22 protein-coding genes are annotated in these 20,803 nt (G+C 71.2%); 6 read left to right on the top strand and 16 right to left on the bottom strand.

Annotated elements, in window-relative coordinates:
• Window positions 1-172: 172 nt before the first annotated feature.
• From phoH2 to ABD194_RS03720, 5 genes are all read right to left on the bottom strand, one after another.
• A complete protein-coding gene (phoH2, locus tag ABD194_RS03740) occupies window positions 173-1,408 on the bottom strand; it encodes an RNA 5'-3' helicase PhoH2 (RefSeq protein WP_425579945.1) in 1,236 nt (411 codons plus the stop codon).
• 741 nt (window positions 1,409-2,149) lie between these two features.
• Entirely contained in the window at window positions 2,150-2,500 is a 351-nt protein-coding gene (locus tag ABD194_RS03735) for a hypothetical protein (RefSeq protein WP_343987720.1), read from the bottom strand.
• The gene (locus ABD194_RS03730) at window positions 2,497-3,168 is read right to left on the bottom strand and encodes a hypothetical protein (protein ID WP_343987717.1); all 672 of its coding nucleotides are present in this window, start codon (window positions 3,166-3,168) and stop codon (window positions 2,497-2,499) included. Before ABD194_RS03730 ends, ABD194_RS03735 begins: the two co-directional genes overlap by 4 nt.
• Before the next feature lie 97 nt (window positions 3,169-3,265).
• Window positions 3,266-4,222, bottom strand: a complete 957-nt coding sequence (locus ABD194_RS03725) for a WXG100 family type VII secretion target (protein WP_343987714.1) — start codon at window positions 4,220-4,222, stop codon at window positions 3,266-3,268.
• A 179-nt stretch (window positions 4,223-4,401) separates the two neighbouring features.
• A complete protein-coding gene (locus tag ABD194_RS03720) occupies window positions 4,402-5,163 on the bottom strand; it encodes an isoprenyl transferase (protein WP_343987711.1) in 762 nt (253 codons plus the stop codon).
• A 214-nt stretch (window positions 5,164-5,377) separates the two neighbouring features.
• On the opposite strand from ABD194_RS03720, the gene trhA reads away from it, so the two are divergent.
• A complete protein-coding gene (gene trhA, locus ABD194_RS03715) occupies window positions 5,378-6,088 on the top strand; it encodes a PAQR family membrane homeostasis protein TrhA (protein ID WP_343987707.1) in 711 nt (236 codons plus the stop codon).
• A gap of 120 nt (window positions 6,089-6,208) precedes the next feature.
• Here trhA and ABD194_RS03710 read toward each other — a convergent pair whose 3' ends face one another.
• A complete protein-coding gene (locus ABD194_RS03710; protein ID WP_343987704.1) occupies window positions 6,209-6,520 on the bottom strand; it encodes a hypothetical protein in 312 nt (103 codons plus the stop codon).
• Window positions 6,520-7,614, bottom strand: coding sequence for a mycothiol conjugate amidase Mca (mca, locus tag ABD194_RS03705; RefSeq protein WP_343987701.1), 1,095 nt, complete (start codon window positions 7,612-7,614; stop codon window positions 6,520-6,522). The genes ABD194_RS03710 and mca overlap by 1 nt, the downstream gene beginning before the upstream one ends.
• 184 nt (window positions 7,615-7,798) lie before the next feature.
• Here mca and ABD194_RS03700 point away from each other — a divergent pair, with 184 nt between their 5' ends.
• On the top strand, window positions 7,799-8,170 hold the full coding sequence (locus ABD194_RS03700) for a DUF4307 domain-containing protein (protein ID WP_343987697.1): 372 nt from the start codon (window positions 7,799-7,801) through the stop codon (window positions 8,168-8,170).
• A 231-nt stretch (window positions 8,171-8,401) separates the two neighbouring features.
• On the top strand, window positions 8,402-8,887 hold the full coding sequence (greA, locus tag ABD194_RS03695) for a transcription elongation factor GreA (RefSeq protein ID WP_343987694.1): 486 nt from the start codon (window positions 8,402-8,404) through the stop codon (window positions 8,885-8,887).
• Window positions 8,888-9,061: 174 nt separating this feature from the next.
• Here greA and ABD194_RS03690 read toward each other — a convergent pair whose 3' ends face one another.
• From ABD194_RS03690 to ABD194_RS03655, 8 genes are all read right to left on the bottom strand, one after another.
• A complete protein-coding gene (locus tag ABD194_RS03690; RefSeq protein WP_343987690.1) occupies window positions 9,062-10,045 on the bottom strand; it encodes a hypothetical protein in 984 nt (327 codons plus the stop codon).
• A 154-nt stretch (window positions 10,046-10,199) separates the two neighbouring features.
• A complete protein-coding gene (locus ABD194_RS03685; protein WP_343987687.1) occupies window positions 10,200-11,555 on the bottom strand; it encodes a glutamate mutase L in 1,356 nt (451 codons plus the stop codon).
• A 47-nt stretch (window positions 11,556-11,602) separates the two neighbouring features.
• Window positions 11,603-12,781 carry a cystathionine gamma-synthase gene (locus ABD194_RS03680; RefSeq protein WP_343987684.1) on the bottom strand — a complete coding sequence of 393 codons (1,179 nt, stop codon included), beginning with the start codon at window positions 12,779-12,781 and terminating at the stop codon, window positions 11,603-11,605.
• Window positions 12,782-12,882: 101 nt separating this feature from the next.
• Window positions 12,883-13,674, bottom strand: a complete 792-nt coding sequence (locus ABD194_RS03675) for an amino acid ABC transporter ATP-binding protein (RefSeq protein ID WP_343987681.1) — start codon at window positions 13,672-13,674, stop codon at window positions 12,883-12,885.
• The gene (locus tag ABD194_RS03670) at window positions 13,671-14,339 is read right to left on the bottom strand and encodes an amino acid ABC transporter permease (protein ID WP_343987679.1); all 669 of its coding nucleotides are present in this window, start codon (window positions 14,337-14,339) and stop codon (window positions 13,671-13,673) included. Before ABD194_RS03670 ends, ABD194_RS03675 begins: the two co-directional genes overlap by 4 nt.
• A gap of 31 nt (window positions 14,340-14,370) precedes the next feature.
• Complete coding sequence (locus tag ABD194_RS03665; protein WP_343987677.1) at window positions 14,371-15,180, bottom strand: amino acid ABC transporter substrate-binding protein; 810 nt, start codon at window positions 15,178-15,180, stop codon at window positions 14,371-14,373.
• Window positions 15,181-15,347: 167 nt separating this feature from the next.
• Window positions 15,348-15,848, bottom strand: coding sequence for a DUF4825 domain-containing protein (locus ABD194_RS03660; RefSeq protein WP_343987674.1), 501 nt, complete (start codon window positions 15,846-15,848; stop codon window positions 15,348-15,350).
• Window positions 15,849-15,920: 72 nt separating this feature from the next.
• Complete coding sequence (locus ABD194_RS03655; protein WP_343987671.1) at window positions 15,921-16,940, bottom strand: GNAT family N-acetyltransferase; 1,020 nt, start codon at window positions 16,938-16,940, stop codon at window positions 15,921-15,923.
• Between the two features lie 163 nt (window positions 16,941-17,103).
• On the opposite strand from ABD194_RS03655, the gene msrA reads away from it, so the two are divergent.
• The 3 genes from msrA (at window position 17,104) to ABD194_RS03640 (ending at window position 18,781) form a co-directional block, all read left to right on the top strand.
• A complete protein-coding gene (gene msrA / locus ABD194_RS03650; RefSeq protein ID WP_343987668.1) occupies window positions 17,104-17,778 on the top strand; it encodes a peptide-methionine (S)-S-oxide reductase MsrA in 675 nt (224 codons plus the stop codon).
• Window positions 17,779-17,861: 83 nt separating this feature from the next.
• A complete protein-coding gene (locus tag ABD194_RS03645; RefSeq protein ID WP_343987665.1) occupies window positions 17,862-18,326 on the top strand; it encodes an SRPBCC family protein in 465 nt (154 codons plus the stop codon).
• Entirely contained in the window at window positions 18,323-18,781 is a 459-nt protein-coding gene (locus tag ABD194_RS03640) for a GNAT family N-acetyltransferase (RefSeq protein ID WP_343987662.1), read from the top strand. The genes ABD194_RS03645 and ABD194_RS03640 overlap by 4 nt, the downstream gene beginning before the upstream one ends.
• 44 nt (window positions 18,782-18,825) lie before the next feature.
• On the opposite strand, the gene ABD194_RS03635 is transcribed toward ABD194_RS03640, so the two are convergent.
• A complete protein-coding gene (locus ABD194_RS03635) occupies window positions 18,826-20,793 on the bottom strand; it encodes a M13 family metallopeptidase (protein ID WP_343987659.1) in 1,968 nt (655 codons plus the stop codon).
• Window positions 20,794-20,803 lie beyond the last annotated feature (10 nt).

The following is a 20,803-nucleotide window of genomic DNA, read 5'->3' as shown; positions in this document are numbered from 1 at the left end:
GCTCGCACCCCGATCGAGCGTTACCGTTCCGAGATCTCCAGCGCCCCACGGTGCCATCGATTGACGCAAGGGGCAAATCGGTGTCCACAGGCGGGCGTGGCGCGCGACGGTGGAAGGCGGCCCCCGGGCCGGAGCCCGGGGACCGCCGCCTGTCACGATCCAGCCGTCTGAGTCACATCTCCACGCCCTCGAGCAGGTCGGTGACGAGGGCAGCGATCGGGCTGCGCTCGCTGCGCGTGAGGGTCACGTGCGCGAAGAGCGGGTGGCCCTTGAGCTTCTCGATCACGGCCGCCACGCCGTCGTGCCGGCCGACGCGGAGGTTGTCGCGCTGCGCGACGTCGTGGGTGAGCACCACCTTGCTGTTCTGCCCGATGCGGGACAGGACGGTCAGCAGGACGTTGCGCTCGAGCGACTGCGCCTCGTCGACGATGACGAAGGCGTCGTGCAGGGACCGGCCGCGGATGTGGGTCAGGGGCAGCACCTCGAGCAGGCCACGGTCCATGATCTCCTCGACGACCTCCGTCGACACGAGCGCGCTGAGCGTGTCGAAGACCGCCTGCCCCCAGGGGTTCATCTTCTCGGCCTCTGTGCCGGGCAGGTAGCCGAGCTCCTGCCCACCGACGGCGAAGAGGGGGCGGAAGACGAGGACCTTGCGCTGGATCCGTCGCTCCATGACCGACTCGAGGCCGGCGCAGAGGGCCAGGGCGGACTTGCCGGTGCCGGCCCGCCCACCGAGGCTGACGATGCCCACGTCGGGGTCGAGGAGCAGGTCGAGGGCGATGCGCTGCTCAGCGCTGCGACCGTGGAGACCGAACGCGTCGCGGTCCCCGCGCACGAGCCGGATCTGCTTGTCGGCGCCGACCCGCCCCAGACCGCTTCCCCGCGGCGAGAGCAGGACGAGGCCGGTGTGGCAGGGCAGCTCGGCGGCGCCGGCGTGCTCGACGCGGCCACGGTCGTAGAGCTGGTCCAGCTCGTCGGTCGTGACTTCGAGCTCCTGCAGCCCGGTCCAGCCGGAGTCGACGCCCTGCTCGTGGCGGTACTCCTCCGCCTCCAGACCGCAGGCCGACGCCTTCACCCGCATGGGGAGGTCCTTGGACACGACCGTCACGTCGGCGCCCTCGTTGGCGAGGTTGCGTGCCACCGCGAGGATGCGGGTGTCGTTGTCGCCCAACCGGAAACCCGCAGGCAGCGACGAGGGGTCGGTGTGGTTGAGCTCGACCCGGAGCGTCCCGCCGTCGGTGCCGACCGAGACGGGCCGGTCGAGGCGCCCCTCGCTGACCCGCAGCTCGTCGAGCAGGCGCAGCGCCTGCCGGGCGAAGTAGCCGAGCTCCGGATGGTGGCGCTTGCCCTCGAGCTCGGTGACCACGACGACCGGCAGCACGACCTCGTGCTCCGCGAAGCGCAGCATGGCGCGCGGGTCGGACAGCAGCACCGACGTGTCGAGGACGTACGTCTTGCGCTCGGGCTCGCGGGCGCGTGCCGTCGTGCGGGTGCTGGGTGACGTGCGGTGTGCGGTGGCGCGTGTGGAGGCCGCGGCCGGCTCGGTGGTGCTGTTGGCGGGGTCCGACGTGACCTGACGGGTCGTACGTGCCATGTGCCACTCCCTACGCGGCGCGCCTCGCGCGCCTAGTCGCTCCCGAGGTGCCGGGCGGCCACGAGAGGGTGGCAGGGTGCCCGGCCCTCCGTCCTGAGCGATAGCTCCATGGGTGGGCCTCCTGGCGACGTCCGACGGGTGTCGGCCGTTGGGATGACGGTACGACCCCGCGCCGACGGTGCGAGGCAACGACGCGCGCGCTGATCACGTGTCACCACGAGTTCACGCTGCCGTGACCGGGCGCCGCCGAGCCGTCACCCGCTGTCTCCCGCGTTCCACGACTCCCCCCGTCCCCCTCCCCTGGCCAGCCGCCCAGGAGAGGACCCGGCCGGGTGGCGGGACACCGCGACTGCCGCAGCCGCATCGCGTCCGCTGACGGGGTGCGCAACGGCTGGGGCCTGAACGAGGTCAGCAGCGGGATCGACCGGTGCGCATCGCGGCGAGGACACCGGGGACGGCGGGGCTCCGGCGTGCCGGGCACCCGGGCGGTCGACCGATGCTCAGGACCGCGTCAGGCACACGTCAGGCACACGTCAGGCACACCTCAGGCACACGTCAGGCCCAGGGCGATCGGCCCATGACGCGGACGTACTCGCGCTTCCAGCGCCAGCGCGCCGACGCGATGGCCATCCCGATCACACCGAGCCCGCCGAAGACGGCGAGGATCAGGTAGGCAACGCCCATGGCGCCCTCGGCACCCTGGTCGGCGCCCTTCTTGACCATGAAGAAGAAGATGATCCCGAGGACCGTGAACGCCAGGAAGAACAGGCCCATGGCGAGCGGCTCTCGGATCTTGAGCGTCAGCAGTCCACGCTCCTGGCTGACGTACGCGAACGGCTCCTTGGGCGGCTGCTGAGGCGGCTGCCCGCCGGCCGAGGTCGAGGGCTGGGGCGTCGGGTTGCTCATGCGCTGACCTCCTCGCGGTAGAGCGCGGACACAGCGTCCTCGAGGCCGTCGGCGTCGACGACGCCACCGGTTCCGGTGCCGGGCCCCGCGACGTCGGCGAGCGCCTCGAAACCGGAGCCCGAGCGGCGGATGGCGAGGTTGCGACTGCCCTCGAGGGTCTGGACCTCGACGAGCACTCCGGCCTGCGGATCAGCGACGAAGCGCTCCCGCACCAGGTCCGTGACGAGCGAGCCCGTGCTGCCCTCGCGATCACCGAGGCGGATGAACCACGACGCCAGCTGGCGGGGCTGCATCAGGGCGATGACGGTGTCGGACTCGACCAGCACGGCGACGTCGAGCTGGCTCACCGTCTCGCCGACGAGGCCGATCCGGGTCCAGCGCACGGCCGCGCCGACGGCGTACTCGACCAGCGCGGCGTTGGAGAGGGACTCCGCCCTCCCGTCGTCCTGGAGGCGGAGCCAGCCACGGGAGACCAGGCTCGAGGCGCCGGCGAGCAGCGCGGCGTCGTCGGCCGAGCGCGGGTCGAGCATGAGCAGGCGGCGCGAGCGCTCGCCGGCAGGGGTCTCGTGCCGGGACATGAGGTAGGCGAGCTCGGCCGCGCCGAGGCCGAAGACCTCGGCCGGCAGCTCGAAGCCCTCGAGCGGGGTGCCCTTCATCGGGTCAGCCATGGGTTCTCCTCGGTCGTTGCTGGGTCGGTCCGGGGTCGTGTCGGGTCGGGTCGTGTCGTGGTGGCATGGGCGGTTCTCATCATCGGTGGTGCTCCGCTCAGAACGGCCACACCTTGTCGGCGACGTCGCTGATCGCGTGCCCGGCGTCGGAGGCGACGTCACCCACGGCGTCGACGGCGTCGGAGGTGACGTCACCGACCGCGTCCGCGGCGTCGGACGTGAAGTCGGAGATCGCGCCCCAGTTGTCGTGGACCAGCTGGCCGACGGCCATGCCACCGGCTGCGAGACCACAGACGACGTCGACGGGCGGCGGGGTCATCAGGGCCGCGGCCCCGAGCCCGGTCATCACCGAGTCGTAGCCGGCCCTGCCGTAGTTGCCCTGCGAGATGTCGTTGGCGACGGTGAAACCACCGAAGGCCACTCCGAGCGGGCCGAGCGCCCTGCCGACCGTGCCGACCGTGCGGGCGAGCGCGCCGCCCTCGGACAGGGCCGGGAGGAACGTGGGCAGGTCGCCCCAGTTCTTGGGGCTCAGCGCCTTGCCGAACTCGGCCAGCTCTCCCGTCTTCCACGCCTGCGAGAGGTTCTTGAAGAGCCCGAGGTCCTGGTCCCAGCTGGAGAGGTTGGACAGGAAGTTACGCACCTTCATCCCGGTGCCCAGCAGGCCGACGGCCGTGCCGAGGCCCTTGACGGGGCTCCAGAGCGACTTGATGAGGTCGTAGCCGGGGATGCCGCCGCCCGGTCCGCCCGACCCACCGGGGCCACCTACGCCGCCGGAGCCCGAACCGCCACTCGTCGTGTCCTGGGCGCCGGCGTTGCGGCGCAGCGCCTCCGCCAGCTTGCCGAGGTCGGACCCGAACTGCGTCAGCTGGGCCTCCACCGGGGCCCACCGCTCCATCAGGTGGTCGAGGTCGGACCCGCCCCACTGCCCGCGGAGGGCGTGCACGGCCCGGCTGGCCTCCGACTTCACGCCGTCGCACTCGCGGGCATGCCCCGTGAGCCGCTCCGCCGACGCGCGCAGCGCTACCGGATCGGCGCCCTTCTTGTAGATCGCCATGCTGCCTGCTCCCCTGACGTGGTCGTCGCGTGCCTCGCGCTACGGCCGGCCGCGCCCTGCACCCGCTGGACGCGCGGTGCCGCCGCGGCCCACCCGAAACCGAAACCTACGCAACCCCCGCGACCCGGACAATGGGGAGCACTCCCCACCGCGGGTCGTGGTCGCCGCGGACCGCCCGCTCAGCCTCCGAAGCGGCGGTGCCGGCCGGCATACGCCCGCAGTGCGCGGAGGAAGTCGACGTGGCGGAAGTCGGGCCAGTACGCCTCGCAGAAGTAGAACTCCGACGTCGCGCTCTGCCAGAGCAGGAACCCGCTGAGCCGCTGCTCCCCCGAGGTGCGGATGACGAGGTCGGGGTCGGGCTGGCCCTTGGTGTAGAGGTGCTCCGCGATGTCCTCGACGGTCAGCTCGGCAGCGATGTGGTCGATCGTCTCGCCCTTGGCGGCCCGCGACAGCAGCAGGTCGCGCACGGCGTCGGCGATCTCGCGGCGGCCGCCGTAGCCGACGGCGACGTTGACCGTCATGCCCTCGACGTCCTCGGTGCGCTCGGCGGACGCGCTGAGGCTCGCGACCGTCTCGGGCGGCAGCAGGTCGCGCGCCCCGACGACCTTCAGGTGCCAGTGTCCGGACTCGGCGAGGTCGGCCACCGCCGTCTCGATGATCTTCAGCAGCGGGGCGAGCTCCTCCTCGGCGCGGCGGAGGTTGTCGGTGGACAGCAGCCAGAGGGTGACGTACTCGACGCCGGCCTCCCGGCACCACTCGAGCAGCTCCTCGATCTTGTCGGCGCCGGCCTGGTGCCCGCTCGCCGTGCCGGCGCCGCGGGCGCGGGCCCACCGCCGGTTGCCGTCGAGCATGACGGCCACGTGACGCGGGAGCGCCTCCTTGGGGAGGTCCTTGAGGACTCGACGCTCGTATGCGCCGTAGACCACGTCGCGCCACCCCACCGGGCCTCCTCGTGGACTCGACCGGCCGCCACCGGTTCGCACCGGTCACGAGCAGCCCCCGAGCGGGCCGCGGTCCCACCGTACCCCTCGCTCCTCAGGGACCTGGCGAGGCCGGCGCGGGGCGTTTGCGAGGCTTGCGTGAAGGACTGGTGAAGGCAGAAAGCCGACAACCTACGCATCCGTAACCTACGGTCCCGTAGGTTACACTCGGGGCATGAGCCACCCTCCCGAGTCTCCCGTCGAGGAGCCCTCGAGCGCCCCCGTCGCCGAGCTCGTCGCGATCGTCAAGCCACGTTTGCGCGGCTGGCTGCACCTCGGCATGTTCCCGCTCGCGCTGCTCGGCGGCCTGGTCCTCGTGCTCGTCTCCGAGCCGGGTGCCGTGCGCACCGCCTCCCTCGTCTTCATGACCAGCGCGGCCCTGCTCTTCGGTGTCTCGGCCGTCTACCACCGCGGCACCTGGGGGCCGAGAATGTCGGGCCTGCTCAAGCGGTTCGACCACTCGAACATCTACCTCATCATCGCCGGCACCTACACGCCGTTCGCGGTGACGCTGCTGCCCACGGACCAGGCTCGGCTGCTGCTCGTGCTGATCTGGGGCGGCGCCGTCGCGGGCGTGCTGTTCCGCATCTTCTGGGTGGGCGCCCCGCGCTGGCTCTACACCGCGCTCTACCTCGCGCTGGGGTGGACGGCCGTCTTCTACGTCGTGCCCTTCTGGCGCGAGGGCGGCCCGCTCATCGGCTCGCTCATCGGCCTCGGCGGCCTGTTCTACACCGCCGGCGGCATCGTCTACGGCACGAAGAGGCCCAACCCGTGGCCGCGCTGGTTCGGATTCCACGAGGTCTTCCACGCCTTCACCCTGGGCGGCTTCGTCACGCACTTCACCGCCGTCACGCTCGCCGTGGTGGGCACGCGCGCACTCGCCTGAGAGCGGCCGGCCCGCACGGCCTGCCCCTCCGACGCCCGAACGCCCCGGCCATCGCCGGGGCGTTCGTCGTGTGCTGTGCACCGGAGGGCGTATGCCGTGTCGCCGGGCCCGTCGGGTCCCTCAGGAGCGGGGCGCGGGGCCGCCGTCGACCTGGTCGCCGCCCTGTTCGGTGCCGTTGTGGGTGCCGTCGTCGGTGCCGGGGTCGACGCCCTGGCCGGCCCTCGGCGCCTCGGCGTCGCCGCTGCCGATGACCCGCGTGCCGTCGGCGTCGTCGGTGTGCAGCTGGTCGGCCTCGTCCCGGTCGCGGTAGGCCATCCGGCGCAGCCGGCCGTTCATGTTGCGCACCAGGAACCACAGCGCCACGGCCAGCACGAAGAAGGCGATGAAGCCCCAGATGCCGGGGCCGACCGGGAGGTTGCCACTGCCACCCATCAGAGCTCCGCCTTCTCTGACTCGGACTCTGACTCGGACTCGGTGCCTGCCTTCGCCTCCGGCTCGTCGAGGTGGGTGTCGGAGCTGTCGCCGTGCGGGTGCCCGGCCCGGCGCTCGGTCTCGTCGGTCTCCTCGGCCTCCTCGGCCTCCTCCTCGACGGGCTCCTCCGTGACGCGGCCGTCGTGGACGACCTCGAGCCCGGGCCGGGTCGCGAGTGCGTCGGCCTCCTCGGGGCTGCCGAGCCCGGCGAAGAGGTCGTCCTCACCCTCGGCGATCGGCACGTAGGACAGGGCGGCCTCGAACTCCTCGACACCCCAGACCCGCTTCTGGATCTCGAGCGGCACCTGGAACCAGAAGCCGTCGGGGTCGACCTGCGTCGCGTGTGCGATGAGCGCACGGTCACGGGTCTCGAAGTGGTCGGCGCACGCGATCGTCGTGGTCGGACGCCCGGAGCGCCGCGGCTTCCAGTTGGCCAGCCACTCGGCATACGGGCTCTCGAGACCCTCCGCGACCATGGCGTCGTGGATCGCCTCGAGGCGCGGCTTGGACCAGCCGCCGTTGTAGTAGATCTTGAGCGGCTGCCACGGCTCGCCGGCGTTCGGGAAGCGCGTCGGGTCACCGGCCGCCTGGAACGCCGACATGGCGACGGTGTGGCACATGATGTGGTCGGGGTGGGGGTAGCCACCCTTCTCGTCGTAGGTCGTCATGACGTGCGGGCGCCACGTGCGGATGACCCGCACGAGCGCCTCGGTGGTCACCTCGAGGTCCTCGAGAGCGAAGCAGCCGTCGGGCAGCGGCGGCAGCGGGTCGCCCTCGGGCAGCCCCGAGTCCACGAAGCCGAGCCAGGTGTGCTCGCAACCGAGCACCTCCTGGGCGGCCTTCATCTCGTCACGCCGCACCTGGGCGATGTCGCGCAGGATGTGTGGGTCGTCCTTGAGCTTCTCGTTGAGGATGTCGCCGCGCTCGCCGCCCGTGCACGAGACGACCATCACGGACGCGCCCTCGGCGACGTACTTGGCCGTCGTCGCGGCGCCCTTGCTCGACTCGTCGTCGGGGTGCGCGTGCACCGCCATCAAACGCATGCCCTCGGCCACGTGGCTCCCTGTTCGTCAGCAGTGATCGGTGGGTGGGCGCCGGCGCCCCGTCGTCTTCCCGAGGCCGCCCGATGCCCGGGCCGCCGCCCCTCGCCGCACTGTCATGGGAGAGACTGGACCCGACTGCCATCCTCTCACTCCCCCGCGCCCTTTCCCGCGCGGGCTCGAACCGCCAGGACCCCGTATGCCGTCCCGACCGACCCTGCCCCGCCCCGCTCCCGGCCAGCTGAAGTGGTGGGTCATCGGCACGGTGGGCATCCTCGGGGGCATCGCCCTCGCCGTCTGGTTCGGGCTGTCGGCCACCCTGGGCCAGCCCTCGTGGCAGACGATGGGCTACAAGGTCGTCAGCGACCAGCAGGTGCGGGTCGACTTCCAGGTCTACCGGCCTGGCGGCACGGCGCTGACCTGCACCGTCGAGGCGCTCGCCATCGACTTCTCGCCGGTGGGGACCACGACCGTGCACCTGCCGGCGAGCGCCCAGGAGACGACGACCCAGTCCGCGACGGTCCGCACGACCTCACGCGCCGTGACGGGACAGGTCAAGCGCTGCTCGTGACCCCGCCACCCGCGCGGCCGGCCCGGGGCACTTCGTTGCGGGACCGCATACACAATCTGTCTTCTCCTGCGCGTCGGGCCCCCACTTTGTTATCCTGAGTTCTTCATCCAGGGTCCGGACCCGTCGCCGACCGGCATTCGCGTTGTCGACATCGCCGTTCGGGCCCTTCTTTTTGTGCAGGCGCCCACGCGGAGCACCGCGTGGGCGCTGTTCATCCAAGGAGTGACAACCGTGACCGAGACTGCCGCTGGCTTCCTGACCCAGGAGGCCCATGACCGCCTCAAGGCGGAACTCGACCAGCTGACGGGCGAAGGTCGCATCGAGATCGCCCGCAAGATCGAGGAGGCCCGCGAGGAGGGCGACCTCAAGGAGAACGGCGGCTACCACGCCGCCCGCGAGGAGCAGGGCAAGATGGAGGCCCGCATCCGCCAGCTGACCGAGCTGCTCCAGAATGCGACGATCGGTGAGACGCCCGCCGACGACGGGATCGTCGAGCCCGGCATGCTCGTGACGGTCGAGATGTTCGGCGACGAGGAGACCTTCCTGCTCGGCAACCGCGAGATCGCCGACGGCGACGACCTGCAGGTCTTCTCCGAGAAGTCCGCCATGGGCGCTGCCATCAACGGCAAGAGCGTCGGCGACAGCACGAGCTACGAGGCCCCCAACGGCAAGACGATCGAGGTCAAGATCCTCGCCGCCAAGCCCTACACCGGCTGACCCGCCCTCCGAGGCCTCAGGGACGGGCCGGCTCCCCCGCGACGGCGGGTGGAGCCGGCCCGTCCCATGTCCGCCCCCTCAACCGTCGAGAGGCCACAAACCGGGTGGCGGCCAGTCGCCGCACTGTCGAGAGGCCACAAACGGGGGAATCGGCTGGGAGTGCCTGCACGTCGCTCACCGCCGGCGCGGCCGCCTGAACTGCTGCGGCGCGAGGAACTGCGGAGCGGCCTCGCCAAGCGCCAAGGTCTGTGGGTCCGCGCCCAGGGCCTCCGCGAGCTCGATCAGCTTCGCGTCCCGATGGTTCTTCTCGAACACGTCGTCGCTCACGATCGGCACCACGGCCCAGCCGTTGCGGCGGAAGCGGGCGAACCTCACCTCGTCTGCAGCTTGCTGTTCAAGTGAGGAGTGCCAGCGCACGCCTTGGTACTCACCCACGACGCGTTCTGCCCGCCACACCAGGTCAGCGCAGCCCAGCCATTCACCGAAGTCGGACACGACGTGTTGGTTCAGGGACGGCTCAGGCAGCCCCGCCCGCACGATCATCAACCGCGCGCGTGACTCCATCGCCGACGCCGACCCGACTCGGATGCGAGGAACGGCATAGGTGAGGGTGATTTTGCCTCGCGGCCTGACTCGCCGCTCGATGGCTTGCTTCAGCGGCTTCACCCCGCGGGCGAGGTTCGCGACCGCATCTCCGGCGGCGATCAGGTCATCGAGGCCCGCGGGCTTTCCTCCCCCGACCATCTCACCGAGATCCACCCACGTGTCGCACGGCTCGACCACCGGGACACCGTCGAGGAGGATGCTTCGTCGCCACTCGAGCCCACGATGACCACGCACCTCGTCCCTCCTCATCCGGTTCGACGTGGTCGCGCGCACGATGTGCAGCAGACAGTCCGTCTCCATCTCCTCCGACACCAGGATGCCGAGCAGCTGGGCCGCAGTGACATGGGAGAAAGCGAACGGGCTGCGGGACGCGGCCGCGAATGCCCTGGCACGCTCGACCAGGTCGAGGGGTGGATCCAGCATCCGCACACCGTGGGTCGGACGCCACAGGTCCGCACCTCGGAGGCGGTCCTCGGGAATGCCAAGCCGGACTGCATCCCGAACAGCGAAAGGCTTGGCCAGCAACGACGGCGGCAACGGCAACGGTCCCACGGCTCGACGGTGCCCCAGAGGACCACAATCGGCTAGCGCTGGCCGCAACCTGTGGACAACGCACCGCTACCTCGGGTTGGTGTGGGCGAACCGGTTCGTGGCCCTTCGACGGTGATCCGGGGCGGAGGGAACCCGGTTTGTGGCCTTTCGACGGTTAGAGGGGGAGGACCTGCTGCGCGAGGGTGCGGGCGAGGCCCTGGGTCGCGGGGTGGCCGGCGAGCAGGCCGACGGCGAAGAGCAGGTATGCCGTGTCGACGCTTGCGCGCGCCGCCCGCGGCACCTTCCAGCCGCCGGCATGGTCGGCCAGGACCGCCCCGAGCACCTGCTCCCGCCCGGCGGCATCGGCGTGGCGCAGCGCTCCCCCGGACCCCACCAACCTCGTCACGTCGGCCAGCGGGCGTGGCGACTCCGTCGGCTGGGACGGCCGGGCGTGGCGGCGCACCGCGACGAGGGCGGCGAGGCGGGCGAGCTCGAGGTCGAGGCGTCGCTCGACGTCGTCCTCAGGGAGCGAGCCGGGCTGCTCGTGGACGCGGGCCGCATACGCGGTGAGGGCTGCCGGCTTCGCCACGGTGTCGAGCAGGTGCTCGGCGGCGGCCGCCTCGACCACGTGCTCGGCGTTCCACCGCATCCCCAGGTCACCCTCGACCGTGCGGGCGTGCCAGAGCGGAGCGACGACGTCCTTGCGCAGCGAGGCGTCCTCGCCCCTGGGGGTGAGGCACGAGTAGACGTCGGTGGTTGCGCCGCCGACGTCGACGACCAGGACGTCCCCGCCACCGCAGACCGAGGCGAGGACCTCGACCCCGCGCAGCACCACGTCGGGGGTCGCGGCCTCGACCATCGCGGCGAAGGCCGGGTCGCGGGAGAGCCCCTTGCCGCCGATGACGTGCCGCAGGAACGCCTCGCGGATCGCGGCGCGGGCGGACTCGGGGGCGATGACCCCGATCTGCGGCAGCACGTTGTCGGCCAGCACCGTGGGTCGGCCGGTCGTCGCCAGGACGGCGGCGGCCTCGTTACGCGCCTCCACGTTGCCGGCCACGACGACGGGGACGGCGTGCGCACCGCGGCCGCCGATCTGCCCCTTCGCCAGGCGCCCCGCGTTGTGCAGCAGGACGTCGCGGTTGCCGCCGTCCGTGCCCCCGACGAGCAGGACGAGGTCCGGGCGGGCGGCTCGCACGGCAGCCACGTCGACCGTCGTCAGCTCGCCGGCCGCGACGTGCACGACCTTGGCGCCCGCCGAGAGCCCGACCCGGTGGCCCGCCTCGGCCGTCACCGTCCGCTCGTAGCCGACGACGGCCAGCCGCAGACCCCCTCCTGCGCTCGAGCAGGCCCGCACCGTCGCGTCGTCCGGGACCCTCAGCTCGGCACGAAGGGTTTGGTAGCCGTCGAGGATGTCGCCCCCACCCTGGGTGCCCGTCGTCGGCGTGGAGCCCGTGGCCAGCACGGTGCCGTCGTCGGCGAGCAGGGCACCCTTGGTGAAGGTCGACCCGAAGTCGACGGCGAGGATCGTCATGCGCGGCGGTGGCCTCGGTGGCGGGGACTCAGGGGGCTCAGGTGGGCTCAGCCGTGGATGTCGAGCGCCTCGCGCAGGTCGGCGATGAGGTCGTCGGCGTCCTCGATGCCGACGGAGAGGCGGATGAGGTCGGAGGGGACCTCGAGCTCGGTGCCCGCGACGCTCGCGTGCGTCATGCGGCCCGGGTGCTCGATGAGGGACTCGACGCCCCCGAGCGACTCGCCGAGCGTCCAGAGGCTGACCGCCGCGCACGCCTTGACGGCAGCGTCCTCGCCGCGGCGCATCCGGAAGCTGACCATGCCGCCGAACCGCTTCATCTGCCGCGCCGCGACCTCGTGGTTGTGGTGGCTGTCCAGGCCGGGGTAGAGCACGTGCGAGACGGCGTCGTGGCCCTGCAGGAACTCGACGACCTTCTCGGCGTTGTCGCAGTGCCGCTCCATGCGGATGGCGAGCGTCTTGAGGCCGCGGAGCGTCAGCCACGAGTCGAACGGCCCGGCGACGCCGCCGATGCTGTTCTGGGAGAAGGCGATCCGGTCCTCGGCGTCCTCGTAGCCCGGCACCCGGATCTCGCGTGCGGTGACGACCGCGCCGCCCACGACGTCGCTGTGGCCGCCGGAGTACTTCGTCGTCGACTGCGTCACGATGTCGGCGCCGAGCGCGAGCGGGCTCTGCAGGTAGGCGGTCGCGAAGGTGTTGTCGACGACGAGCAGGGCGCCCGCCTCGTGGGCGATGACGGCGATCGCCTCGATGTCGGCGATGCCGAGCAGCGGGTTGGTCGGCGTCTCGACCCAGACCATCTTCGTCTGCCCGGGGCGGATGGCGGCCCGGACGGCCTCGACGTCGCCCATGTCGGCGATGGAGTGCTCGATGCCCTGCGGCTCGGCGACCTTGTTGAAGTAGCGGTAGGTGCCGCCGTAGGCGTCGTTGGGCACCACCACGTGGTCGCCGGGGACGAGCAGCGCCCGCGCCACGGTGTCCTGGCCGGCGAGGCCCGAGGCGAAGGCGAAGCCCCGGCTGCCCCCCTCGAGGGAGGCGATGCACTCCTCGAGGGCCGTACGCGTGGGGTTGGCCGAGCGGCTGTACTCGTAGCCCTTGCGGAATCCGCCGATGCCGTCCTGCTTGTAGGTCGACACCTGGTAGATCGGCGTGACGACCGCACCGGTCGACTCGTCCGCCTCCTGGCCGGCGTGGATGGCGCGCGTGGAGAATCCGTGGTCTTCAGACATGACAACGACCTTATTCCTAGGAGCGGGGCGACCCCGTCGGTCGAGCAGGCCGGCAGCGTGGCCGGCCCGACGGCATACGCCCCTGGGATGGGTGAACCCGCTCAGTCCAGCGGGTCGAGGATGCGGTGGAGGAACTGGCGGGCCCGCTCGGTGCCGGGGTGCGTCAGCACCTCTGCCGGCGTGCCGCGCTCGACGATGACGCCGCCGTCGAGGAAGAGCACCTGGTCGGCGACCTGCTGGGCGAAGCGGATCTCGTGGGTGACGACGACCATCGTCCAGCCCTGTGCCGCAAGGTCCTTCATCACCTTGAGGACCTCCCCCACGAGCTCGGGGTCGAGCGCGGAGGTCGGCTCGTCGAAGAGCATGAGCTTCGGCCGGACGGCCAGGGCCCGGGCGATGCCCACGCGCTGCTGCTGGCCGCCGGAGAGCTGGAACGGGTAGGCGTCGGCCTTCTCGGCGAGGCCGACGAGCCGGAGCAGCTGCCGCGCCTCGGTCTCGGCCTCGTCCCGGTCGCGCCGCTGCGCCAGCACCGGGCCCGCGGTGAGGTTCTCGAGGACGCTCAGGTGCGGGAACAGATGGTGCGCCTGGAAGACCATCCCGCTCTGGGCGCGCAGCGCGGCGACCTGCTTCTTCGTCACCGGGCGGTCCGCGAAGTCGACCTCCACGTCACCGATGCGGATCCTTCCCGCATCGGCCACGTCGAGCGCGTTGAGCGAGCGCAGCACGGTCGTCTTGCCCGACCCGGAGGGCCCGATGAGGACCGTGACGCTGCCCGGGGCGACCTCGAAGTCGATCGAGCGCAGCACCGTGTGGTCCCCGAAGGACTTGGCGAGGCCGGAGACGGAGACGAGGGAGTCCCGTGCCGGCGTGGGTGACATCGAGAGCTGGCTCATGCGGCGACGTACCTGTTCTGTCGGCGCTCGAGGCCGGACTGCCCGAAGGAGAGGGCGAGGCAGACGACCCAGTAGTAGACGGCAGCGACGCCGTAGAGGGCGAAGAACTGGTACGTCGGGGCCGCGGCCTCCTGGGCGACGCGGAGCAGCTCGGTGACCTGGATGGTCGACGCGAGCGAGGTGTCCTTGACGAGCGAGATGAGGGTGTTGGACAGCGGCGGGATGGCCGTGCGCGCGGCCTGCGGCAGGACCACCCGCCGCAGCGTCGTGGCATAGCCCATCCCGACGGTCGAGGCGGCCTCCCACTGGCCCTTGGGGACCGAGAGGATCGCTGAGCGGATGACCTCGGCGGCGTACCCGCCGACGTTGAGCGTGAAGGCGATGACCGCCGCGGGGAAGGGGTCGAACTGCACGCCGAGGGCCGGCAGCCCGTAGAAGATGATGAAGAGCTGCAGCAGCAGCGGCGTGCCACGGATGACGGAGATGTAGACCCGCGCGATCCCCGACACGACCCGCACCTTCGACAGCCGCATCAAGGCCACTCCGAGGGCCACGACGAGCCCGAGGACGAAGCTGATGATCGTCAACGGGATCGTCGAGGTCACCGTGGCCCGGAGCAGGGGGCCGAGCGAGTCGAGGATCAGCTGGGTCGTCTGCTCGTTCACGACGCCCGCCGGCTTCGGTGCGTCACGCCGGTCACGCGGTCGGCTTGACGGTGACGTCGCTGCCGAAGTACTTCTCAGACAGCTTCTTCAGCGTCCCGTCGGACTTGAGCTGGGCGAGCGCCTTGTCGATCGCTGCGACGAGGTCGGAGCCCTTGCGGGTCGCGACGACCTGCTCGGACACGTCCCCGGTCTTGCCGGCGATCTTGACGCCCTGGTCGCCGGTCGACTTCTGGTAGTCGAGGACGGCGAGGCTGTCGTTGACCGTGGCGTCGACGCGGGACTGCTTGAGCAGGGTGATGGCCTGCGTGAACCCCTCGACCGACTCGACCTGGGCGCCGGCGTCCTTGGCGACCTCGGCCCAGTTGCTCGTCAGGCTCTGGGCCGACTTCCTGCCCTTGAGGGCCCCGAGCGAGGTGATCGAGGAGTCGTCAGCGCGGGTCGCGATGACGCCCTCTGACCAGGTGTAGGTGGAGCTGAGACCGTAGAGGCCGGAGCGCTCTGGGTTCTTCGTCACCTGGTTGACCACGGCGTCGAAGCGGTTGCTCGTGAGGCCGGCGAAGATGGCGTCCCACGGGGTCTCGACGTACTGGACCTTGACGCCGAGCTTGTCGGCGACGGCCTTGGCCACCTCGACGTCGTAGCCGGTCAGCTGGTTCGTCCTGGGGTCGTGGAAGGAGAACGGCGAGTACGTGCCCTCGGTGCCGACCCGCAGGATGCCGGCGCTCTTGACGGCCTGCAGGTCCGAACCACCGCTCGATGCACCGCTCGAGCTGCTGCAGGCAGCCAGGAGGGCGGTGAGGACGGTGGCGATCAGGACGGTGAGGACGGACCTCGAACGCATGGCGGGACTTCCTGGGGTTGGGGATCGGCTCAGCGGACCGTATAACGCGACGTTTGGTTGGTCATAATCAAACGGGCGACGGTTCCACCGGATGCCAACCGCCACGCACCCCGGGTCATTCCCCCGGCGTGTCGCAGCGTGTCGCAGGACAGCCTCAGTCGTCGTGGTCAGTCCTCGTGCGAACGCAGGTAGTCCGCCAGGGCCTGCCGGTCCGTGCCGAGCGTCTTGACGTCACGGCCGAGTGTCGCCGTCGCCTCCCGGGCCGTGAGCGAGTACGTCTTGCCCTGCGAGGTGACGTGCACCGCGTCGAGGTTGCTCACCGTCCCGAGCAGGATCGTGGCCGCCTCGCTGAAGTCGGTCTGCTCGAAGGGCTTGGCCGGGTGGGGCAGGTCGATGGTGACGGCATACGGCGGGCGCGTGGTCCAGAGACTCAGGGTGTACGTCCCCAGCGGCCCGAAGCCGGCCTGGTCGACGAGCGCGATCACCTTGGAGTTGTCGCCGACGTATGCCGTCCGGCCGGCCCACAGCGCCTCCGTGCGCGCGTCGGGCCCTCCCGTCGCAGACGCAGCCGTGGACGGGTCGTCCGCCGCGGCTCCGGTGCACCCGGTGAGCGCCAGCACACCGAGGGCCACACGCAGAGCCGCGGACGCGAGGGCCGTCTTCATCATGGGATCTCCTTCTCGCGCCACGACGGTCGGTGCGGCCAGGTCCAGACGCGCGTCGGGCGCTCCTCGTTCCGCCTAGCCCTCCTCGAGGCGTTTCTGCCACTCGCGGCTGTAGCCGTCGACGACGTAGCCGAGGCGACGGTTGACGGCGAGCATGTGCTCGTTGGAGGCGGCGTTCCACGTGCGGACGGCGGTGACCTCCGGCAGCTCGTCCATGACGCGCAGGGCGGTCGCCGCCTTGAGCCGCAGCCCGAGCCCGTGGCCACGATGCTCGGCCAGCACCAGGGTGTCCTGCTGGTAGGCGAGCGTCGGCTCGCTCGCCGAGACCGACACCTGGGTGAAGCCGACGATCCGGCCGCTGGGCACGCGCCGAGCCACCGACTCGAGGATCCGCCGGCCGGCCGACCGCAGGCGCTGCTGCTGCTGGAGGAGCCGCTCGGCGTCCCACGCCTCCTCCTCGAGGGCGAGGTCGTCGCTGGGCGCATCGGTGCTCATCCGCTGCTGGAGGACCGCGCGGTCCCCCAGCCAGGCCTCGGGCATGTCGTCGACGTAGCCCTCGAGCACGTAGTCCTCCGCGCCGGGCGCCTGAACCAGGCCTTCGAGGGCGGCGCGGTCTGCGGGAAGCACCATCTCGCTGCGCAGCACCGTCATCCCGACGACGAAACCGCGCTCGGTCGCGAATGACTCCGATGCGTCGTTGCCACCCTCGGCCCACTCCGTCTCGGCGAAGAAGAGCGATCGGTCGTGGTCGGCGCCGATGCGCTCGGCCTCCGCGAGCAGCGCCGATCCGATGCCGCGGCCTCGCGCCCCGGCGCGCACCGAGAGCCACAGCATGGCCGCGTCGGGGTTGTCGACCAGGGGCAGCTGGACCTCGAGCGCGCCCACGACCCGGCCACCCGTCCACGCGGCGAGGTCGACCCGCTTCTTCGTGCCCGTCCGGTGCAGCGCCTGCAGCTCCTCCAGCGACCACGCGCTCCCCCGCTCGGCGAAGAGCTCGCGCTGCACCGAGGCGTGGACCTCGATCCACTGCCGGGCGGCGTCGTCCTGCTCGGGGTCGAGCACATCGATCGGCCGGATGGTGAAGTCGTCGGTCACGGGGCAGAGTCTGTCGAGCCCGCCGCCGCGGGAGCCAGCGATTTGTCCGCGACGGCGCGCCACGGCATACGCGAGGGGTGCTCGGCGTTGGACAGGCGTAAGACCCGCCCAGCACGAAGGATGTGACACTGGCATGGTGTTCGGATTCGGTAGGAAATCGCAGATGCCCACCCGCGAGGAGGCCCTGTCCGGCCGCGCGGAACGCCCGTATGCCGTGAGCCCCACGCACGTCGTGCTCGGCACCCCGCTCGAGGGCCCGTGGCCCGAGGGGTCCGAGGTGCTCTACGTCGCGATGGGGTGCTTCTGGGGCGTCGAGCGGATCTTCTGGCGCCAGGACGGCGTCATCGCCACCGCCGCCGGCTACATGGGCGGCTACACGCCCAACCCCACCTACGAGGAGACGTGCACCGGGATGACCGGGCACGCCGAGACGGTCCGCGTCGTCTACGACCCGGCAAGGACCTCGCCCGAGCTGCTGCTCAAGGCGTTCTGGGAGAACCACGACCCCACGACCTCCAACCGCCAGGGCAACGACATCGGCACGGCCTACCGCTCGGCGATCTTCTGGACCACCGAGGGTCAGCGGCTCGCGGCCGAGGCCACCCGGGAGGCGTTCCAGAAGGTGCTCGACGACAACGGCTACGGGCAGATCACGACCGAGATCCGCTCCGCCGAGGAGGCCGGGCCGTTCTACCTCGCCGAGGACTACCACCAGGGCTACCTCCACAAGAACCCCGGCGGTTACTGCAACCACGGCCCCAACGGCATGACCTGCCCGGTCGGCATCGTCCGCCAGGATCAGCTGCCCGCCCAGCAGGACATCGCCCCGCCGGCCTGATCCTGCACCTCCACCGCGGCGCAGCGAGAGCGATCTCGCTGCGCCGTAACCATGCCCGTCGAACGGCGTGGGAGGATCCGGCCATGGCCGACAAGAGCTTCCGCATCACCCGAGCGACCACGATCAACGCTTCCCCCGAGCGCATCCACGCGCTGCTGGACGACTTCCACGAGTGGCGGGCCTGGTCACCGTGGGAGGGGCTCGACCCGGCCATGGAGCGGTCCTACGCCGGGGCGGCATCCGGCGTCGGTGCGGTCTATGCGTGGCGCGGCAACCGTCGGGCCGGTGCGGGCCGGATGGAGATCGTCGAGTCGGAGGCGCGGCACGTCGCCGTCGACCTGCTCTTCTCGGCGCCGATGAAGGCCCACAACCGGGTCGACTTCACCCTCACACCTGCCGACGACCGGACCACCGTCGAGTGGTCCATGACCGGGCCGCAGAACGTCGTCATGCGCCTGATGAGCACCTTCTGGTCGATGGAGAAGCTCGTCGGCCCCGACATGGAGAAGGGGCTCGCCCAGCTCAAGGGCGCGGCGGAGAAGGCATGACCCGCCTCGTGATCCGGCCCGCCACCCGCGACGACGTGCCCGCGATCGTGGCCATGCTCGCCGACGACCCGCTCGGCGCGGCGCGCGAGGACGTCACCGACGTGCAGGCGTACGACGCGGCCTACGACCGGGTCGACGGCGACCCCGCCCAGCACCTCGTCGTCGCCGACCGCGACGGGACGGTGGTCGGCACGCTGCAGCTGAGCGTCATCCCGGGGCTGTCGCGGCGGGGCGCGACCCGCTCGGTCATCGAGGGCGTACGCGTGGCGCGCGGTGAGCGGGGCACGGGCCTCGGCACCGAGCTGGTCACGTGGGCCGTCGAGGAGTCACGCCGGCTCGGCTGCTCGCTCGTGCAGCTGACGAGCGATGCGAGCCGCACCGACGCGCGACGCTTCTACGAGCGCCTCGGCTTCGTCGCGTCGCACGTCGGCTTCAAGCTCCAGCTAGGGGACTGACCCCGCCGACCTCTGCGGTCGGCGGGGCGAGGCGGCCTCGGCTGTCACAAGATCCGGACGCGCTCGTCCTCGTCGAGCCACATGTCGTCGCCCGGCTTGACGCCGAACGCCTCGTGGAACTCCGTCACGTTGCGCACCGCGTTGCCGCGCAGGTCCTGGGGCGAGTGCGGGTCGACCGCGAGCAGCCGGACTGCCTCGGCCTCGCGGGCCTTGCCCTTCCACACCTGCGCCCATCCCATGAAGAAGCGCTGGGGTCCGGTGAAACCGTCGACCTCCGGCATGCCGCCGTGCTCGGTGGCGATGCAGTAGGCGGAGTAGCCGATCTGCAGGCCGCCCAGGTCGCCGATGTTCTCGCCGACGGTCAGGGCGCCGTTGACCTTGTGGTCCTCGGACAGCCCCGCGGGCGTGTAGCGGCTGAACTGTTCGATGAGGCGCTGCGACAGCGCGTCGAAGCGCTCACGATCGGCCTCGGTCCACCAGTCGCGCAGGGCGCCCGTCCCGTCGTAGCGCGAGCCCTGGTCGTCGAAGCCGTGGCCGAGCTCGTGGCCGATGACCGCGCCGATGCCGCCGTAGTTGACCGCGTCGTCGGCCTCGAGGTCGAAGAACGGCGGCTGGAGGATCGCGGCGGGGAAGACGATCTCGTTCATCGACGGCATGTAGTAGGCGTTGACCGTCTGGGGCAGCATGAACCACTCGGTGCGGTCGATCGGCTGCCCCAGCTTGGCGAGGTTGCGGTCGATCTCGAACGCCGTGCTGCGCCGGACGTTGCCCGCGAGGTCGGACGCGTCGATCTCGATGGCGGAGTAGTCGCGCCAGACGTCGGGGTAGCCGATCTTCGGGGTGAACGCGTCGAGCTTGGCGATCGCCTCGGTCCGGGTCTCGGGGCTCATCCACTCCAGGGAGGAGAAGGAGCGTCGGAAGGCTTCCACGAGGTTGCCCACCAGCTCCTGCATGCGTGCCTTGGCTGCCGGCGGGAACCAGCGCTCGGCGTAGAGCTGGCCGACGGCCTCGCCGACGCACGACTCGACGACCGAGACGCCGCGCTTCCAGCGCTCCTTGTTCTCGGGCTGCCCCGACAGGGTGCGGCCGTAGAAGTCGAAGTCCTCGTCGACGAACGACTCCGGCAGCAGGGAGGCGAACTCGGACATCACGTGCCACGTGAGCCAGGAACGCCAGTCGGAGATGTCGGCCGACTCGAGCGCCTCGCCCAGCCCGGACACGAAGCTGGGCTGGCGCACGACCACCTTGTCGAAGGCGCCGGACGGGGCGCGCAGGCCCGACAGCCACGTCTCCCAAGGAAACTGGGGCGCAAGGGCCTTCAGCTCGTCGAAGCTGTGGGCGTTGTAGGTCTTGACGGCGTCGCGGTTGCTCACGGTGTCCCAGTGCGAGCGCGCCAGCAGCGTCTCGAGCGCCAAGATCCGCGCGGCCTTCTCGTCGGCCTCCGGGATGCCGGCGAGGCCGAGCAGGCGCCCGATGTGCGCGACGTAGGCGGTGCGGACGTCGGCGTACTTGTCCTCGCGGTAGTACGACTCGTCGGGCAGGCCGAGGCCTCCCTGCTCGAGGTAGACGACGTAGTGCTCCGGCGACCGCTCGTCGGGCGACACGAAGTGCTGGACCGCTCCGGGGACGCCGTCCCGGGCCAGCTGCCCGAGTGCACGGGCCAGGCTGTCGACGCCGTCGATGCCGGCGACCTGCGAGAGCAGGGCCTGCAGCGGCGCGAGCCCGAGCTCCTCGATGCGGTCGGTGTCGGTGAAGCTGGCGTAGAGGTCGCCGACCTGGCGCTTCGGCGTGCCCGGCGCCTCGTCCTCGGCAGCACGTGCCGCCCCCTCGATGAGGTCGCGGACGCGGGCGGTGGACACCTCGCGGAGGATGTCGAAGGTGCCGAACCGAGCCCGGTCGCCCGGGATCTCGGTGGTGTCGAGCCACGTGCCGTTGACGAACCGGAACAGGTCGTCCTGCGGCCGGGTGGACCGGTCGAGCGCCTCGAGGTTGATGCCGGACTTTCTGACCACGTCGTCTCCC

The organism is Terrabacter terrae (assembly GCF_039529575.1).
GTDB lineage: Bacteria > Actinomycetota > Actinomycetes > Actinomycetales > Dermatophilaceae > Terrabacter > Terrabacter terrae.
This window is presented reverse-complemented; position numbering and strand designations above follow the sequence as displayed.

Bases quoted from the DNA above. Each gene is read 5' to 3' on its own strand.
- phoH2 (WP_425579945.1), bottom strand. From the start codon at position 1,408: ATGCTGCGCTTCGCGGAGCACGAGGTCGTGCTGCCGGTCGTCGTGGTC.
- ABD194_RS03735 (WP_343987720.1), bottom strand. From the start codon at position 2,500: ATGAGCAACCCGACGCCCCAGCCCTCGACCTCGGCCGGCGGGCAGCCG.
- ABD194_RS03730 (WP_343987717.1), bottom strand. From the start codon at position 3,168: ATGGCTGACCCGATGAAGGGCACCCCGCTCGAGGGCTTCGAGCTGCCG.
- ABD194_RS03725 (WP_343987714.1), bottom strand. From the start codon at position 4,222: ATGGCGATCTACAAGAAGGGCGCCGATCCGGTAGCGCTGCGCGCGTCG.
- trhA (WP_343987707.1), top strand. From the start codon at position 5,378: ATGAGCCACCCTCCCGAGTCTCCCGTCGAGGAGCCCTCGAGCGCCCCC.
- ABD194_RS03710 (WP_343987704.1), bottom strand. From the start codon at position 6,520: ATGGGTGGCAGTGGCAACCTCCCGGTCGGCCCCGGCATCTGGGGCTTC.
- ABD194_RS03700 (WP_343987697.1), top strand. From the start codon at position 7,799: ATGCCGTCCCGACCGACCCTGCCCCGCCCCGCTCCCGGCCAGCTGAAG.
- ABD194_RS03685 (WP_343987687.1), bottom strand. From the start codon at position 11,555: ATGACGATCCTCGCCGTCGACTTCGGGTCGACCTTCACCAAGGGTGCC.
- ABD194_RS03680 (WP_343987684.1), bottom strand. From the start codon at position 12,781: ATGTCTGAAGACCACGGATTCTCCACGCGCGCCATCCACGCCGGCCAG.
- ABD194_RS03675 (WP_343987681.1), bottom strand. From the start codon at position 13,674: ATGAGCCAGCTCTCGATGTCACCCACGCCGGCACGGGACTCCCTCGTC.
- ABD194_RS03665 (WP_343987677.1), bottom strand. From the start codon at position 15,180: ATGCGTTCGAGGTCCGTCCTCACCGTCCTGATCGCCACCGTCCTCACC.
- ABD194_RS03660 (WP_343987674.1), bottom strand. From the start codon at position 15,848: ATGATGAAGACGGCCCTCGCGTCCGCGGCTCTGCGTGTGGCCCTCGGT.
- msrA (WP_343987668.1), top strand. From the start codon at position 17,104: ATGCCCACCCGCGAGGAGGCCCTGTCCGGCCGCGCGGAACGCCCGTAT.
- ABD194_RS03645 (WP_343987665.1), top strand. From the start codon at position 17,862: ATGGCCGACAAGAGCTTCCGCATCACCCGAGCGACCACGATCAACGCT.
- ABD194_RS03640 (WP_343987662.1), top strand. From the start codon at position 18,323: ATGACCCGCCTCGTGATCCGGCCCGCCACCCGCGACGACGTGCCCGCG.